Below are 16909 nucleotides of genomic sequence, written 5' to 3' on the forward strand. Positions count from 1 at the left end.
CTCACTTGGGCCCGAGAGTGGCCAGCGCCTTGCGCAGCACCGCCGAGGTGTCCAGGTCGCCGCCACCGTTGGCGAGCACGGCCTCCACGGTCTGGTCGGCCTGCTTGGTCGAGAACCCGAGCCCCACCAGCGCTTCGGAGACCTCGCTGCGGATCCGGCCGCGATCGACCGTGGCGGTCGGCTCGACGGTCGTACCCGCGACGACGCCGACCTTGTCGCGCAGTTCCAGGATCAGCCGCTCGGCGCTCTTCTTGCCGATGCCCGGGACCTGCGTCAGCACGGTGAGGTTGCCGTCGGCGAGCGCGGAGCACAGCTGGTCCGGCGAGAGCACCGCGAGGGTCGCCAGGGCGAGCCGCGGTCCGACGCCGGAGGCGGTCTGCAGCAGTCCGAACAGGTCGCGCGCCTCGGCGTCGGCGAAGCCGTAGAGGGTCAGCGAGTCCTCGCGCACGATCAGCGAGGTCCACAGCCGGGACTCCTCGCCGCGCCGCAGGCCGGCCAGGGTGGCCGGGGTGGCGTGCACCGCCATGCCGACGCCGCCGACCTCGACCACGGCGTGGTCCAGGCCGATCGACAGCACCGGTCCGCGCACCGTGGAGATCATCGGGTCCTGCCTCCTGTTCCCGGCGCGGCATTCGTGTCCGCGCCCTGCTTGCGCTGCGCCTCTTTGAGCTTCGCGCGGTGGTTGCGCGCGAGTTCGGCGGCCCGCGCCTCGGCCTGGGCGAGCCGGTCCATCATCGGCGCCCGCCACAGGTGGCAGACGGCCAGGGCCAGCGCGTCGGCGGCGTCGGCCGGTTTCGGCGCCTCGGTCAGCCCGAGGATCTTGGTGATCATCGCCGTGACCTGCTTCTTGTCGGCCCGGCCGGAACCGCTGATGGCCGCCTTGACCTCGCTGGGCGTGTGGAACGCGACCGTCAGACCGCGCCGCGCGGCCGCGAGCGCCACGACGCCGGAGACCTGGGCGGTGCCCATGACCGTGCGCACGTTGTGCTGGCTGAACACCCGCTCGATCGCCACGACCTGCGGCCGGTGGACGTCCATCCACCGCTCGACCTCGGTGGAGACCGTCAGCAGCCGCGAGGCGAGCTCGTCCTCCTGCGGACTCCGCGCCACCCCGACGGCCACGCTCGTGACCGAGCGCCCCTTGCCGCCGTCGACCACGCCGAGCCCGCAGCGGGTCAACCCCGGGTCGACTCCCAACACGCGCACGACGCCACCCACCAAGCCGAAGCCGCCAAGAACACTCGTTCGAACCCTAACGAATCAAGGCCCACGCACCACACCCGACACGCCTTCCCCATCACCCGGCCGAGTGGGGATTCGCATTTCGCGGGAAATTCGAATCCCCGCGCGCCCAGCCGGGGAGGTGAGATGCGTCAGGGACCGTCGACGCCCGGGGTCCAGGATTCGGGGAGGCCAGAGTCGGTCAGGACAGGCTGGTACTCGCGGAAACCGCCGGGAGCGTCGGGCTGCCAGGGGAACTTGGCGTCGTCCGGGCTGGAGGCGATGAGCTGCACGGCCGGGAAGTCCGGGCCGTTGTAGACCAGGAAGGCCGAACCCAGGTACTCCGGGTAGTGCTGCAGCGCGACCTTCTCGAACGTCACCGGGCAGCCCTGCAGGAACCCCTCGTAGAGCCGGCCGGGCTGGAGCCGCTCGCCCTGCCCGACGCGCTGCACGTAGGTGTTGACCACCGAGTGCGCGACCTCCTGCGGAAGTCCGATGACCACGACCTCGGGCTTGCCGAACCGGCGCCAGGCCCCCACCGAGAAGGCGTAGGCCGGACCGTTGTCGTCCCCGGCGACGTGCATGACCGCGGCGCCGTGCTGCTCCGCGGTGTTGACCATCCACTTGCGCAGTGCTTCATCGGTGTCGACCACGGCGTCATTCTGCACGTCCAAGCAAGAACCGCTCCCCCCGACGCCCGAAAGCCGGACGCCCGGAGGAGCGGCACTTGATCGGCGTTGCGCGCGAGGCGGTACCGGGAAGCCGGCACCGCCGCGGAACACCGGAGGATCAGGCGTTGACCTCGGCCATCACCTCGTCGCTGATGTCGAAGGCCCCGTAGACGTTCTGCACGTCGTCGCAGTCCTCCAGCACGTCGATCAGCTTGAAGATCTTGCGCGCACCCTCGGCGTCGAGCTCGACGTTGACGGCGGCCAGGAAGTTGGTCTCCGCCGAGTCGTACTCGATGCCCTCGGCCTGCAGCGCCTTGCGCACGTCGACGACGTCCGAGGGATCGGACAGGATCTCGTAGCTCTCACCGAGGTCGCTGATCTCCTCGGCGCCCGCCTCCAGCACGGCGGCGAGGACGTCGTCCTCGCTGAGGCCGTTCTTCGGCAGCAGCACCACGCCGCGGCGGGTGAACAGGTACGAGACCGAGCCCGCGTCGGCCATCGAACCGCCGTTGCGGGTCATGGCCGTGCGGACCTCGCCCGCAGCCCGGTTCCGGTTGTCGGTGAGGCACTCCACCAGCACGGCGACGCCGTTGGGGCCGTAGCCCTCGTACATGATCGTCTGCCACTCGGCGCCGCCGGCCTCTTCGCCAGCTCCGCGCTTGCGAGCGCGCTCGACGTTGTCCATCGGGACCGAGTTCTTCTTGGCCTTCTGGATCGCGTCGTAGAGGGTCGGGTTGCCCTCCGGGTCACCACCGCCGGTGCGGGCGGCGACCTCGATGTTCTTGATCAGCTTCGCGAAGAGCTTGCCGCGCTTGGCATCGACGGCGGCCTTCTTGTGCTTGGTGGTGGCCCACTTGGAGTGGCCGCTCATCTCTCCTCCGTCTTTCCACGCCCGCTGCGGTGTGTCACCACCCGCGGACGATCTGTACGAAATAGCGGTGCACCCGCTCGTCCCCCTCGACCAGTTCCGGGTGGAAGGCCGTGGCGAGCACCGCTCCCTGCTGAATTGCGACGATCCTACCGGCGAACCCCTCCCCCTCGACCGCATCGGGGGTCGTGGCGCCTTCGGACCTGTGAGGAACCGTGGCCAGCACGGACACCTCGTCGCCGATTTTCTCGACCCAGGGCGCGCGGATGAACACCGCGTGGACCGGGTCCTCGATCCCCTGGAAGTCGAGGTCGGTCTCGAAGGAGTCGACCTGCCTGCCGAAGGCGTTCCGGCGCACGACCACGTCCAGCGCCCCCAGCGGGCGGACCGCCGCGGCCCTGTCGTCGTCAACGCCGGAGGCCAGCATGATCATTCCTGCGCAGGACCCGTAGGCGGGCAGACCGTCGGCCAACCGGGCGCGCAGCGGTTCGTAGAGCTCGAAGGTGTCCAGCAGCCGGGTCATGGTGGTCGACTCACCGCCGGGCAGCACGATCCCGTCCACCTGGTCGAGCTCCTCGACCCGCCGAACCGGCACCGCCCGAGCACCGCACCGCTCCAGGGCCGCCAGGTGCTCGGCGACCCCGCCCTGCAACGCCAGCACGCCGATGACGGGCTCGTCCATCGTCTTTCCTCCTACCCGTGATGAAGCCGGGCGGTGCGCCACCACGCACCCACCCGGCCGCGAAAGAGATCACCAACCGCGAGTGGCGAGGCGGTCCCCGTCCGGGATGTCGTTGATGTTGATGCCGACCATGGCCTCGCCGAGGCCGCGGGAGACCTTGGTGACGACGTCCGGGTCGTCGTAGAACGTGGTGGCCTTGACGATCGCCTCGGCGCGCTTGGCCGGGTCGCCGGACTTGAAGATGCCGGAGCCGACGAAGACGCCCTCGGCACCGAGCTGCCGCATCATCGCCGCGTCGGCGGGGGTGGCGATGCCGCCGGCCGTGAACAGCACGACCGGGAGCTCGGAGGTGCGCGCGACCTCGCGGACCAGGTCGACCGGGGCGCGCAGCTCCTTGGCGGCGACGTAGAGCTCGTCGGCCTCCAGGGTGGAGAGCCTGCGCATGTCGGTGCGGATCTGGCGCATGTGCCGGGTGGCCTCGACGACGTTGCCGGTGCCTGCCTCGCCCTTCGAGCGGATCATCGAGGCACCCTCGGCGATCCGGCGCAGCGCCTCGCCGAGGTTGGTCGCACCGCAGACGAACGGGACGGTGAAGGCCCACTTGTTGATGTGGTTGGCCTCGTCGGCGGGCGTGAGGACCTCGGACTCGTCGATGTAGTCGACGCCGAGCGACTGCAGCACCTGGGCCTCGGCGAAGTGGCCGATGCGGGCCTTGGCCATCACCGGGATGGACACCGAGTTGACGATGCCCTCGATCATGTCCGGATCGGACATCCGCACCACACCGCCCTGCGCGCGGATGTCGGCGGGGACCCGTTCGAGCGCCATGACCGCGACCGCGCCGGCCTGCTCGGCGATCTTGGCCTGCTCGGGTGTGACCACGTCCATGATCACACCGCCCTTGAGCATTTCGGCCATGCCCCGCTTCACGCCGTCGGTGCCGGTGGGTGCGCTGTCCGCTGCGGTAGTCACCTTTGATCTTCCTTCGCATTCCGGTGGTGTTCCTGCGACCAACCTAGACGCGAACTGGACCACCGACACAATCCACTGAACCTCGATTTCAGTAGTCCACTTCGCGCCCGCGTCCCTCGGGCGCGGCCTTGCACGAGCACAACTCCGGGTGTGTGATCGGAGACACACCTCTTCCTCGCCTGGGTAGTGCAGGAGCTCGCCATGGGAAGCAAACAAGCCGGAGCGGTAAGCGGGCCGGGCGTCCCGGCCCCCTCAGATCCCGCTCAGATCCGCAACGTCGTCCTGGTCGGCCCGTCCTCAGCCGGCAAGACCACGCTCGTCGAGGCGCTGCTGGAGGCCACCTCGGTCATCCCCCGCCCGGGCGCGGTCGCCGAAGGCACCACGGTGTGCGACCACGAGCCGGCCTCGATCGAGCAGCAGCGCTCCATCGCGCTGTCGATCGCTCCCGCCCAGCACGGCGACACCAAGATCAACCTGATCGACACCCCCGGCTACGCGGATTTCGTCGGCGAACTGCGCGCGGGCCTGCGCGCGGCCGACGCCGCGCTGTTCGTGGTGGCCGCGACCGAAGGAGTCGACGCCTCGACCCGCGCGATCTGGCACGAGTGCGCGGCGGTGGGGATGCCGCGCGCGGTGGTGATCTCGCGGTTGGACCAGCCGCGAGCCGACTTCGACACCGCACTGTTGACCTGCCAGGACGCCTTCGGAGAGGGCGTCCTTCCGCTGTACCTGCCGCACGTCGAGGGCGGTGAGCCCACCGGGCTGATCGGACTGGTCACCGAGAGCATCTACCGCGACGGCGAGATCCGGCCCGCCGACGACGCCCTGCGCGCCGGGTTCGAGCAGCCCCGAGGTGAGCTGATCGAGGCGATCATCGCCGAGAGCGAGGACGAGTCGCTGATGGACCGCTACCTCGCGGGCGAGCGGATCGACGAGGACACGCTGATCGGCGACCTGGAGACGGCGGTCGCCAGGGGCGGCCTGCACCCGGTGCTGCCGGTGGCGGCGCTGACCGGCCTGGGCGTGCCCGAGGTGCTCGACGGCATCCGGCGCGGCTTCCCGTCCCCACTGGAGCACGAGCTGCCCGAGTTCACCGACCCGGAAGGCGGCAACGCCCGCCTGCTCACGCCCGATCCGGACGGCCCGCTGGCCGCCGAGGTCGTGCACACCTCGGTCGACTCCTACGTCGGGCGCGTCTCGCTGGCCAGGGTCTTCTCCGGCACGATGCGCCCCGAGCGACCGGTGCACGTCTCCGGGCACGGGATGGCCGAGCGCGGTCACCCGGACCACGACGAGGACGAACGCGTCGCGCACCTGTACTCACCGCTCGGAGCGCACCTGCGGGAGGTGTCGCACTGCGTGGCAGGCGACCTGTGCGCGCTGACCAAGATCGGCTCGGCGGAAACCGGCGACACGCTCTCCGACCCCTCCGACCCGATGCTGCTCACCCCGTGGCCGATGCCAGAACCGCTGCTGCCGATCGCGGTCATCGCCCACAACCGCAGCGACGAGGACGCGTTGGCCCGCAACCTCAACAGGCTCATCGCCGCGGACCCGAGCCTGCGCCTGGATCGCGACAGCGAGACCCACCAGCTGGTCCTGTGGTGCATGGGCGAGGCGCACGCCGACGTCGTCCTGCAGCGCCTGCGCGAAGGCGGCGCCGAGGTGGACACGGTGCCGGTGCGGGTCGCGCTGCGGCAGACCTTCGCCAAGCCCGCCAAGGGGCACGGGCGGCACGTCAAGCAGTCCGGCGGGCACGGGCAGTACGCGGTCTGCGACCTGGAGATCGAGCCGCTGCCCGCGGGGTCCGGGGTCGAGTTCGCCGAGAAGGTCGTCGGCGGTGCCGTGCCGCGCCAGTTCATCCCCAGCGTCGAGAAGGGCGTGCGCGCTCAGCTGGAGAAGGGCATCACCGAGGGCTGCCCCATCGTCGACGTCCGGGTCACGCTGGTGGACGGCAAGGCGCACAGCGTCGACTCCTCGGACGCGGCGTTCCAGGCGGCCGGGGCACTGGGCGTGAAGGCCGCTGCGGAGCAAGGGGGGCTGACCACGCTCGAACCGGTCGACGCGGTCGCCGTGCACATCCCGGACGAGCACCTGGGCGCGGTCCTCGGCGACCTCTCGTCCCGGAGGGGCAAGGTCGTGGGCACCGAGCCCGAGGACGGCGGCTGGACGGTCGTCCGAGCGCACGTGCCCGCAAGCGAGCTGACCCGCTACACGGTCAACGTCCGCTCCCTCACCTCGGGCAGCGCGACCTACACCCGCCACTTCGAGACCTACGAACCCATGCCCGAGGGCCTGCTCCCCAAGTGAGCCCAACCGGCCTCAGAACGACCCGATCGCTGGAAGCCGCTCCGGGATCGGTCCGCTGGGGCGTGCGGGCAGCGGCAACTCCCAGTTTTAGTCCTAATTGAGCCGACATTTCGGACATGATCATGGCTCGGTTTGGACTAAAACTGCGCGTTGCCAACGAACGATGTCAACGTCGCCACCCGGGTCAGCGGTGAGCCGAGGCGTGGACCGCGTGGAGGCGTTGGGCGATGGTGGCCAGGGTCAGGGCCGCCAGGAGCCAGATGGCGACGTCGAGGACGTGCGGCACGCCGAGCCCGTGCAGGCCCGTGCCGGTGAGGATGATCAGGAACCGCTCCGCCCGTTCGGCGAGCCCGCCGTCGGCCTGGAGGCCGTTGGCCTCGGCGCGAGCCTTCACGTAGGAGATCACCTGAGCACCGGCCAGGCAGATCAGCAGGCCCAGACCGCGACCCTGGTCGACGTCGACGACCAGCGCCCACCAGACCAGGGATCCGAACAGGACGCCGTCGACGATCCGGTCGCAGCTCGCGTCGAGCACTCCCCCGAAGCGCGTGACGCGGCCGCCGACGCGGGCCATCGCACCGTCGAGGATGTCGAAGAGCAGGAAGATCGCCGTCACCACCGTGCCCACGAACAGCGATCCGCGCGGGAAGAACCACAGCGCCGACGCGACCGAGGCGACGGTTCCGACGACCGTCACCACGTTCGGCGTCAGGCCAATGCGGACCAGGCCGCGGCCGATCGGATTGGTCAGCCGGGACACGGACGTCCGCGCGAAGATGTTGAGCATGTGCCTTCAGGTGCCAGCGGTGGGGTGTGCAGTGGTCTCCGCACATGGGGCGGCTCGGTGCAGATTAGCCGGATCTCGATCGACCTCGGTCGCTGGTGCTCCCGCCTCCGCGACTCCGGGTGACCTACGGCACACCTGGAATGATTGAAGCTTCAACATAGTTGGTCCATGGTGAGAGCAACACCAACAACCCCTTCAGGAGGTACGCGACCATGACGGCCACCGCGCAGATCCCCGGCTACACGACCGGCACCTGGGACATCGACCCGGTGCACTCGGACGTCACCTTCTCCGTGCGCCACATGGGCGTCGGCAAGTCCCGGGGCCGCTTCGGTGCCTTCTCGGCCGAGATCGTCACCGCCGAGGACCTGCTGCAGTCGTCGGTGCACGCGACGATCGACGTCTCGTCGATCGACACCCGCAACGCCGACCGCGATGCCCACGTGCGCAGCGCCGACTTCTTCGACGCCGAGCAGTTCCCCACCGCGATCTTCCGCTCCACCGGAATCCGGCAGAACGGCGAGGACTACCTGATCGACGGTGAGTTCACCCTCAAGGGCGTCACCAAGCCGGTCACGCTGACCGCCGAGCTCAACGGTTTCTCCGACAACCTGCTCGGCATCTCGGCGACCACGACGATCAACCGCAGCGACTTCGGCGTCGGCCCGGCCGGCGGTGCGGTCGTCGGCGAGAAGATCGCCATCACCCTCGACATCGAGGCCCAGCTCCGCAGCTGAACCCCGAGACGAAAGAGGCAGGACCAGCACACGCCGGTCCTGCCTTTTTCATGTCCTGCTCCGCGCACCGCGGCGCCGGGCGACTAGAGGCTGTTTGTGAATGCGGCAGAGCCGCATCCTCTTGCACCACCTGAGCAACCTGCACCGCCGCGGGTTCTGAGCGCCTTCGTGGCGAGTACGCCGGGACGCCTCGTAATTGGCATACTCAAGGAGCGGCGCACGGAGACCACGGAGGCGCTCAGGTTCCGCTACCCGCACCGCCACGCAAAGCAACTCCCCGACAGTCCTCAGGACCAGGCTTCGGAGAGGAGTTTCCATGTGTCTCCCAGCAGCTGCGGAAGCACCTTCGTGTGGCCGATGACCGGCATGAAGTTGGAGTCGCCGCCCCAGCGCGGCACGATGTGCTGGTGCAGGTGCGCGGCGATGCCCGCACCGGCCACGGGTCCCTGGTTGAGGCCGATGTTGAAGCCGTGCGGCGACGAGATCGTGCGGATCACCCGCATCGCGCGTTGGGTGTACTCGGCGACCGCGACCGTCTCCGCCGAGGTGAGCTCGGTGTAGTCCGCGACGTGCCGGTACGGCAGCACCATCAGGTGCCCCGGGTTGTACGGGTACAGGTTCAGGATCGCGAACACGAGCTCGCCGCGGGCCACGATCAGCGAATCCGAGTCCGGCTGACCGGATTCCAGCAACCGGCAGAACGGGCAGCCGTCGCTGTCGTCGCCTTCCGGCTTGTTCTCGCCCTGGATGTAGGCCATCCGGTGCGGGGTCCAGAGCCGTTGGAGGGCGTCGTCGATCCCGGTACCTTCCTGCCGCGTCAGCTCGACGCCCTCGGAATCGCTCACTCCTGACCTGCCTGGAAGTTCTCCGCGGTCGGCGAGGTGTTCTCGCGCCGCTGCACCCAGTCCACGAGCGCGTTGACCGCGTCGTCGACCCCGACCCCGTTGATCTGGGAGCCGTCGCGGAACCGGAACGACACCGCGTCGCCTTCCACGTCCTTGCCGCCGGCCAGCAGCATGAACGGGACCTTCTGGGTGGTGTGGTTGCGGATCTTCTTCTGCATCCGGTCGCCGCTGGTGTCGATGTCGACCCGGATCCCCTTGGTGCGCAACGCCTTGCGCACCTTCTCCAGGTGCTCGACGTGCTCGTCGGCGATCGGGATGCCCACGACCTGCACCGGCGCCAGCCACGCCGGGAACGCGCCCGCGTAGTGCTCGGTGAGCACGCCGAAGAACCGCTCGATCGAGCCGAACTTCGCCGAGTGGATCATGATCGGGCGTTTCCGCTCACCGTCGGCCGCCTGGTACTCCAACTCGAAGCCCTCAGGCTGGTTGAAGTCGTACTGCACGGTGCCCATCTGCCAGGTGCGGCCGATCGCGTCCTTGGCCTGCACCGAGATCTTCGGCCCGTAGAACGCGGCACCGCCCGGATCGGCCACCAGCTCCAGGCCGCTGTCGTGCGCGACCTGTTCGAGGACGGCGGTCGCTTCTGCCCAGTCCTCGTCCGAACCGGCGAACTTGTCGGGCTTGGAATCGTCGCGAGTGGACATCTCCAGGTAGAAGTCGTCCATCCCGAAGTCGCGCAGCACCGACAGCATGAAGTTCAGCAGGTGCTTGACCTCGTCGGGCGCCTGCTCCTTGGTGCAGTAGCTGTGCGAGTCGTCCTGCGCGAACCCGCGCACGCGGGTCAGGCCCTGGATGACGCCCGACTTCTCGTACCGGTACACGTGGCCGAACTCGAACAGCCGCAGCGGCAGCTCGCGGTACGAGCGCCCGCGCGAGCGGAAGATGAGGTTGTGCATCGGGCAGTTCATCGCCTTGAGGCGGTACTGGTACCCGTCGAACTCCATCGGCGGGAACATCGTGTCCGCGTAGTACGGCAGGTGACCCGAGGTGTGGAACAGCTGCTCGTGCGAGATGTGCGGGGTGCCGACGTACTCGAAGCCCTCTTCGATGTGGCGCTCGCGGACGTAGTCCTCCATCTCGCGCTTGATGATCCCGCCCTTGGGGTGGAACACCGGCAGACCCGACCCGATCTCGTCCGGGAACGAGAACAGGTCCAGCTCGGCGCCCAGCTTGCGGTGATCGCGCCGCTCGGCCTCGGCCAGCCGCTCGACGTGCTCCTCCAGCTTCTCCTTGGACTCCCAGGCGGTGCCGTAGACGCGCTGGAGCTGCTGGTTGGCCTGGTCACCGCGCCAGTAGGCGGCGGCGACGCGGGTCAGCTTGAAGGCCGGGATGAACCGGGTGTGCGGCACGTGCGGGCCGCGGCACAGGTCGCCCCAGACGCGCTCACCGTGCCGGTCGATGTTGTCGTAGACGGTCAGGTCGCCGCCGCCGACCTCCATGACCTCGGAGGTGTCCACCGAATCGTCGCCGGACTTGAGGTCGACGAGTTCGAGCTTGTACGGCTCATTCGCCAGCTCCTCCTTCGCGGCCTCGACCGAGTCCAGGCGGCGGCGGGAGAACTTCTGACCGGACTTGAGGATCTGCTTCATGCGCTTCTCCAGCGCCTGCAGGTCCTCCGGGGTGAACGGCTTGTCGACGTCGAAGTCGTAGTAGAAGCCGTCGCGGACCGGCGGGCCGATGCCCAGCTTCGCGTCCGGGAACAGGTCCTGCACCGCCTGCGCGAGCACGTGCGCGGCGGAGTGGCGGATGACGCTGCGGCCCTCTTCGGACTCAGCGGCCACGGCCTCGACCTCGGCGTCCGCTTCGGGCGCCCAGTCCAGGTCGCGCAGGGCGCCCTCGGCGTCGCGGACGACCACGACGGCCTCCGCACCCTTGGACGGCAGCCCCGCCTCGGCGACGGCCGCGCCCGCGGTAGTGCCCGCCGGAACCTTCACCCGAGGTGCTTGCTGGGCGCGGGAAGGCTGTACGGACACGATCACTCCTAGACTGGGCCGGTTCACCGGCGCGGATACGCTTCGCAACCCGATGCTATCGGTGGGCACCAAGCGGTTAACGCCCAGCCCACGACCTTGCTGAGGGTTCCAGTGGTCGCCTTGCTCGGCGGTGCGGGTAGCGGAACCGCGGCGGTGCGAGCTGCGCAGGCGGTCGCAGCGGCTGCGCCGCTCACCCCTCAGTCCGACTCCGCGATGAGCTCCTCCAGCTCCAGCGCGGACACCCGCTCACCTGCGAACGGTCCGATCGCCGCGCACACGCCCAGCGCCCGCAGCCGCTCGGCCTGCAGCTCGTCGCGGACACCGCCGGCGACCACCGGCAGCTCCATCAGGTCGGCCGCGCCGGTCGCGGCGCCGAGCAGGTACTCGTCCAGCGGATCGGGCCCGTCGGGATCGGCGAACCTGGCCAGGTGCGGGCCGCCGATGTGCACTCCGAACAGCGGCAGCCCGCGCAGCCGCGCGACCCGCGCGTAGTCGTCCCCGAACTGGTAGACGACCAGCCGGATGCCCATCTCGGCGAAGATCTCCACGGTGTCCACGGTGTCGCCCTGGTGATCGAACAGAGCGGACTCGGGCATGCCCAGCGCCAGCAACCGCGCGGGCAGGCCGGTCTCGCGCAGGATCCGCTGCACGTCTTTGACCAGCTCGGGGTCCCGGCAGTGCCGGTGCGAGAGGTTCATCGCCACGATCGGTCCCCGCTCGCCGAAGCGCTCCGTCCAGTGCGCGGCGTGCCTGCAGACCTCTCCGAGCGCCCAGCTGCCGAGGCGGGTGATCAGCCCGGTCTCCTCGGCCAGGTCCAGGAACGAGCCCTGCCCCAGCTCGCCGAACTCGGGGTGGTCCCAGCGGATGTCCGCGGCCGCGGCGAACAGCGAGCGGTCGCCGAGCAACCGCATCGGCTCGTACTCGACGAACAGCTCGCCCTGGTCCAGCGCGGCGGGCAGGGCCGCGGAGAGCTTGAAGCGGTCGCGGGCCTCGGCGTTGAGCGCGGCGTCGAACAGCACCCACTGCGCCCGTCCGTCCTGCTTGGCCCGGTAGAGGGTGATGTCGGCATCCCGCAGCAGCGATTCGGCGTCGGTGCCGGCCACCGGCCGTTCGACGATGCCGACGCTGGCCGAGGCCGCGAGCTCGTGGGCGCCGATGCGCGCGGGCCGGGTGACCTCGGCGAGCATCTTCTCCACCTGCCCCACCAGTCCTGCCGCACCCTCGGTGTCGGGCACTAGGACCACGAACTCGTCGCCGCCCATCCGCGCCGCCAGCGCGCCGAACTCGGAGGTCAGGGCCTGCAGGCGCTGGGCGACGGCCCGCAGCAGCTGGTCTCCGACGGGATGTCCGAGGCTGTCGTTGACGGCCTTGAAGCCGTCCAGGTCGAAGAAGCACAGACCGACCCGGCGATCGGGGTGCGTGCGTTCCAGCGCGCGTTCCATGCTGGTCTGCAGCTGGGTCCGGTTGGGCAGCCCGGTCAGCGGGTCGTGCACGGCCTGGCGTCGGAACTGCTCCTGGAGCATGTGCCGATCGGTGATGTCCTCGTAGAGCATCACCAGGTAGTCGGGCGCGCCGTCGGCGGCGCGCACCAGCGACGCCGACAGCTGCGTCCAGATGTGCGAGCCGTGCTGCTCGGTGAAGCGGGTCTCCAGCTGGAAGCGGTCCACCTCACCCCGCACCAGGTCCGCGTTGGCCGCCGTCAGCTCGCCGATCCACGACGTGTCGGCGAGGTCGAAGATCGTCCGGCCCACCAGCGATTCCTCGCCGAGGCGGAAGATCCTGGTCATCGACTCGTTGATCTCGTCGATCACGCCGTCGAGGGTGACGACCGCGATGCCCAGGGCGGAGGAGGTGAACACGGCCCGCGACCGCGCCTCCGACGCCCGCAACGCCTCCTCGGCGGCGTCCCGGGCGTCGAGCACGGACTGCTTGATGATCTCCTGCTCGTCGAGCGTCTGCTCGCGCAGCGCACCGGCGAATCCCGACCCGACCGCGCCGAGCACGTCGACCAGCCTGGCCGGGTCCACCTCGCGGTGGTCCGGGAGCGCGGAGGCCAGGTGGTTGAGCGTTCTGTGCACGACGACGGGGTTGGTGAAGTGCACTCCGACCAAGCGCTCACCGGTCCGCCGCGCGGGTTCCAGCGGCCCGTCGCACGCGGCGAGCACGTCGTCGAAGCACTTCTCCAGGAACGCCTCGATCTCGGGACGGCCCATCGCCACGTAGCTGGTGTGGATGATCTCGCGCGTCCACTGCGCAACCACGTGCCGACGTTCGGCCGCCCCGGTGTCGGGGCTTCCGTCGGTTTCAGGCATCGCTCACACCTTCTGCCCGGCGTTGCCGGTCGCATCGCGCACCGGCCGGGGACCGGCCGGTGCGAAGTCGGTGATCAGTCTGGCCACACCGTCGCGAGCTCGCACGACGACGCGTCAGACCTTGCGCCCGACCAGTCCGTAGACGATGGACTCCTCGGGTCGTTCACCGACGTCCTCGGGCGAGTCGGGGTGCCACTCCGGGACGTAGACCACCCTCGGCTCGACGAGCTCGAAATCGGAGACCAACTCGGCGACCTCGGCGCGGGTCCGCAGGGTGACCGGGTTGGAGCTGTTCTCGTAGAGCTTGACCAGGCCCTGCACGCCTTCCGGGAAGTCCTCGCCGGTGACGTGCGAGAAGCCCAGGTAGCTGCCGGGAGCCATCTTGTCGTAGTACTGGCCGATGATCTCGCGCGGCTTGGCGCTGTCGGGGACGAAGTGCAGCAGCGCCACCATCATCACCGCGACCGGCTGCGAGAAGTCCAGCAACCGCTGGGTTTCCGCGGATTCCAGCACCGCGGGCACGTCCAGCAGATCGGCTTGCACGATCGTGGCGTTCTCGTTGCCCTCGAGGATCGAGCGGCTGTGCGCCACGGCGACCGGCTCGTTGTCGACGTAGACCACGCGCGCCTGCGGGTCCACCGCGTGCACGATCTCGTGCACGTTGCCCGCCGTCGGGATTCCCGAACCGATGTCGAGGAATTGGCGGATCCCCTGGTCGAGGCAGTAGCGCACCGCGCGGCGCAGGAAGGCGCGGTTGTTGAGCGCGACCTCCTTGACGTTGGGCACGACGCCCAGGACCTGGTTGCCCAGTTCGCGGTCCACGGCGAAGTTGTGCGCGCCACCTAAGTAGAAGTCGTAACAGCGGGCGGCGCTGGGCTTGTCCAGGTCGACTCCCTCGGCCAGCCAGTCGGGTCGCTGCTCCATAGAATCCAGCCTCCTGCACGTGGTTTTCAGTTCGACACCCGGGAAAAGGTGATCAAGAAGGCCATCGTACTGTCACGCACAGCGCCCGGTCATGCACCGTCAGTGGTGCGACCAATGCGCTCGGGCGTTGGTCCCTCTCCAGGAATCCTGCTTCTCCTTCGGGGTTTTCGAGCCACTTGAGATCAACTACGCGCCGCCCACGAGATCGACGACCTCCATCGCCGACACCCGATCGCTGACGTGCGGCCCCTGGATCAGGCCGACCCCGATCTCCGACAACCGGTTCGCCTGCTCCGCACTCGTCACACCGGTGGCCAGCACCGGGAGGTCCATCAGTCGCGCCGCGCCGACCGCGCTGCGCACCAGGTATTCGCTGATCGGTTCCGGCCCACCGGGGTCCGCCAGACCATCGATGTGCGGTCCGTCGATGAGAACCCCCGCCAGCGGCAGATCTTTGAGCCGGTCCACGCGGGAGTAGCCCGAGCCGAACTCCTGCACGAACAGCTGGATCCCCATCTCGGCGAAGATCTCCACGGTGTCCACCGGTTCCCCTTGGTGGTCGAACAACGCGGATTCCGGCAGGCACAGCACCAGCGACGCCGCGGGAAGCCCGGTGGTCTCCAGCGATTCGCGCAGATCGCGGACCAGCTCGGGGTCGCGGCAGTGGCGGGCCGAGAGCGTCACCGCCAGCAGCGGCGCGTGCTCACCGAGCTCGCGCGCCCAGCGGGCCGCGTGGTTGCCCGCCTGCTCCAGGGTCCAGCCGCCCAGCCTGGTGATCAGGCCGGTTTCCTCGGCGAGGCCGAAGAACCGGCTCGCCCCCAGTTCGCCGAACTCGTCGTGGTCCCAGCGCACGTTGGCCATCACGGCCATGATGCTGCCGGTCTCGACGTCGGCGACGGGGTCGTACTCCACGAACAGCTCGTTCTTCTCCAGCGCCGAGGGCAGCGCCGCCGACAGCCGGAAGTTCTCGTGCGCCACCGCGTTTCGCTCGGGGTCGAAGAGAACCCACAGCGCGCGCCCGTCGCGCTTGGCGCGGAACAGCGTGATGTCGGCGTCGCGCAGCAGAGAACCGGTGTCGGTGCCGATCACCTCGCGCTCGACGATGCCGACGCTGGCGGAGGCGGTCAGCTCGTGGGCACCGATCCACATCGGCTTGGTGATCTCCCGGAGCAGCAGGTCGACCAGGTCGACCACCCGGGCGGCGTCGTAGGAGTCGGGGATGACCACGGCGAACTCGTCGCCGCCGGTGCGCGAGACCACCGCGCTCTCCTGCGCGGCCAGCGCTTGCAACCTGCGCGCCACCTCGCGCAGCATCCGGTCGCCGATGCCGTGACCGAGGCTGTCGTTGACGGCCTTGAACCCGTCCAGGTCGAACAGGCACAGACCCACGCGGCGACCGGGGTAGACGGGCGTGAGCGCGGCGTCGATGCAGGATTCGAGCTGGGCGCGGTTGGCCAGCCCGGTCAGCGGGTCCTGAACGGCCTGCTTGCGGAACTGCTCCTGGAGCAGGTGCCGGTCGGTGATGTCCTCGCAGAGCACCACGAGGTGATCGGGCCTGCCGAGGTCGTCGCGGACCAGAAGCGCCGTCATCCGCACCCACACCTGCGCGTCGTCGGCAGCGGTGAAGCGGGCGTCGAGGTTCACCCGCTCTCCCGCTCCGTCAGCGAGGTCGGCGAGCGCTCCCGTGAGCTCCGGGCGCCACCGGTCGTCGACGAGCCGCAGCACCGAGGCGCCGAGCAGCTCGGCCTCGGAGAGCCGGAACATGCGGCGCAGCGCCGCGTTGGCCTCCTCGATCACGCCGGTGGTGCTGACCGCCGCCACGCCCGTGCTGGGGGTGTTGAACAGCACCTCCGACCGTCCGCGGTGGTTGCGGGCCGGGCGCTGCACGACCGCCTCGCCCGCGCGCAACTCCTCGGCGAAGCCGGCGGCGAGGTTGCCGAGGGCGGTCACGATCCGGGCCGGCGGGACGTCGGGCAGCACTCCGGGCAGTTCGGCGGCGAGGAGCTTGAGCGTGCTGGGGAGGACGGCGGGGTCGCGTCGGTGCAGCGCCACCAGTGCCGCGCCCGCGGCCTGGGCCGCGCCCTCGCGATCCGGGCAGGAGAGCTCGCCGAGCAGGTGCTCCAAGCAGCCGCCCAGCAGCTCTTCGGCTTCACCGCGGCGCAGCGGCACGGAGCCGCTGTGCGCGATCTCGCGCTTCCACCGCTGGAGGAACTCCTCGCGAACCACCTCGGTGATCACGGTTGCGCTCCGGCGGTACTCCGGTGTGGCGTTCGACGCACGCGCCCACCCTGTCCTCGACATCGTCAACACCGCGTGTAATCGGTTCTGCACGTTGAGTACCGACGCGGTTGATCAATGCCTGATCCTACTGTCACTCACCGCGTCCGGTCACGTACTCAGCGGTGAAGAAATGCGCCTGGTCCGCCCTCTCGCGTAGACCGGACGGTGGAAATGATCTTCAGCCGTCCGGTTCCGCGAGGTAGTGGCCGAGATCCGTTATGAGCATTGTCACCAGCCCGCATGGCGGGATCGGGGGTAAGGCAGACC

Annotated in this window: 14 protein-coding genes; 2 read left to right on the forward strand and 12 right to left on the reverse strand. The window is 69.5% G+C overall.

Annotated features, from left to right (window positions below; genetic code table 11):
- Window position 1: 1 nt before the first annotated feature.
- The 6 genes from ruvA to pdxS all read right to left on the reverse strand — a co-directional run bounded on the left by ruvA (window position 2) and on the right by pdxS (window position 4414).
- The gene (ruvA, locus tag FHU35_RS05340) at window positions 2–601 is read right to left on the reverse strand and encodes a Holliday junction branch migration protein RuvA (RefSeq protein ID WP_145737238.1); all 600 of its coding nucleotides are present in this window, start codon (window positions 599–601) and stop codon (window positions 2–4) included.
- Window positions 598–1206, reverse strand: coding sequence for a crossover junction endodeoxyribonuclease RuvC (gene ruvC / locus FHU35_RS05345; protein ID WP_145737239.1), 609 nt, complete (start codon window positions 1204–1206; stop codon window positions 598–600). The genes ruvA and ruvC overlap by 4 nt, the downstream gene beginning before the upstream one ends.
- A gap of 167 nt (window positions 1207–1373) precedes the next feature.
- Window positions 1374–1841 (reverse strand): DUF4262 domain-containing protein, encoded by a 468-nt coding sequence (locus FHU35_RS05350; RefSeq protein ID WP_145737972.1) that lies wholly within the window; start codon window positions 1839–1841, stop codon window positions 1374–1376.
- A 169-nt stretch (window positions 1842–2010) separates the two neighbouring features.
- Window positions 2011–2763, reverse strand: coding sequence for a YebC/PmpR family DNA-binding transcriptional regulator (locus FHU35_RS05355; protein WP_145737240.1), 753 nt, complete (start codon window positions 2761–2763; stop codon window positions 2011–2013).
- Window positions 2764–2797: 34 nt separating this feature from the next.
- On the reverse strand, window positions 2798–3442 hold the full coding sequence (gene pdxT / locus FHU35_RS05360) for a pyridoxal 5'-phosphate synthase glutaminase subunit PdxT (protein WP_145737241.1): 645 nt from the start codon (window positions 3440–3442) through the stop codon (window positions 2798–2800).
- A gap of 69 nt (window positions 3443–3511) precedes the next feature.
- Window positions 3512–4414, reverse strand: a complete 903-nt coding sequence (gene pdxS / locus FHU35_RS05365) for a pyridoxal 5'-phosphate synthase lyase subunit PdxS (protein WP_145737242.1) — start codon at window positions 4412–4414, stop codon at window positions 3512–3514.
- Between the two features lie 201 nt (window positions 4415–4615).
- On the opposite strand from pdxS, the gene FHU35_RS05370 reads away from it, so the two are divergent.
- A complete protein-coding gene (locus tag FHU35_RS05370; protein ID WP_145737243.1) occupies window positions 4616–6724 on the forward strand; it encodes an elongation factor G-like protein EF-G2 in 2109 nt (702 codons plus the stop codon).
- Between the two features lie 184 nt (window positions 6725–6908).
- On the opposite strand, the gene pgsA is transcribed toward FHU35_RS05370, so the two are convergent.
- The gene (gene pgsA / locus FHU35_RS05375; protein ID WP_145737244.1) at window positions 6909–7511 is read right to left on the reverse strand and encodes a phosphatidylinositol phosphate synthase; all 603 of its coding nucleotides are present in this window, start codon (window positions 7509–7511) and stop codon (window positions 6909–6911) included.
- A gap of 212 nt (window positions 7512–7723) precedes the next feature.
- Between pgsA and FHU35_RS05380 the strand changes: the two genes are divergently transcribed.
- A complete protein-coding gene (locus tag FHU35_RS05380; RefSeq protein ID WP_145737245.1) occupies window positions 7724–8248 on the forward strand; it encodes a YceI family protein in 525 nt (174 codons plus the stop codon).
- 287 nt (window positions 8249–8535) lie between these two features.
- Here the strand turns inward: FHU35_RS05380 and FHU35_RS05385 are convergent, their stop codons facing one another.
- From FHU35_RS05385 to FHU35_RS05405, 5 genes are all read right to left on the reverse strand, one after another.
- Window positions 8536–9093, reverse strand: coding sequence for an HIT family protein (locus tag FHU35_RS05385; protein ID WP_246110079.1), 558 nt, complete (start codon window positions 9091–9093; stop codon window positions 8536–8538).
- Window positions 9090–11126, reverse strand: coding sequence for a threonine--tRNA ligase (gene thrS, locus FHU35_RS05390; RefSeq protein ID WP_425474098.1), 2037 nt, complete (start codon window positions 11124–11126; stop codon window positions 9090–9092). Before thrS ends, FHU35_RS05385 begins: the two co-directional genes overlap by 4 nt.
- Before the next feature lie 197 nt (window positions 11127–11323).
- The gene (locus FHU35_RS05395) at window positions 11324–13438 is read right to left on the reverse strand and encodes a putative bifunctional diguanylate cyclase/phosphodiesterase (RefSeq protein WP_145737246.1); all 2115 of its coding nucleotides are present in this window, start codon (window positions 13436–13438) and stop codon (window positions 11324–11326) included.
- A 114-nt stretch (window positions 13439–13552) separates the two neighbouring features.
- Entirely contained in the window at window positions 13553–14362 is an 810-nt protein-coding gene (locus tag FHU35_RS05400; protein ID WP_145737247.1) for an SAM-dependent methyltransferase, read from the reverse strand.
- Window positions 14363–14548: 186 nt separating this feature from the next.
- Window positions 14549–16600, reverse strand: coding sequence for a putative bifunctional diguanylate cyclase/phosphodiesterase (locus tag FHU35_RS05405; RefSeq protein WP_246110080.1), 2052 nt, complete (start codon window positions 16598–16600; stop codon window positions 14549–14551).
- Between the last annotated feature and the right edge of the window lie 309 nt (window positions 16601–16909).

It is taken from the genome of Saccharopolyspora dendranthemae (genome assembly GCF_007829955.1).
In the GTDB taxonomy this organism is placed as follows: Bacteria; Actinomycetota; Actinomycetes; order Mycobacteriales; family Pseudonocardiaceae; genus Saccharopolyspora; species Saccharopolyspora dendranthemae.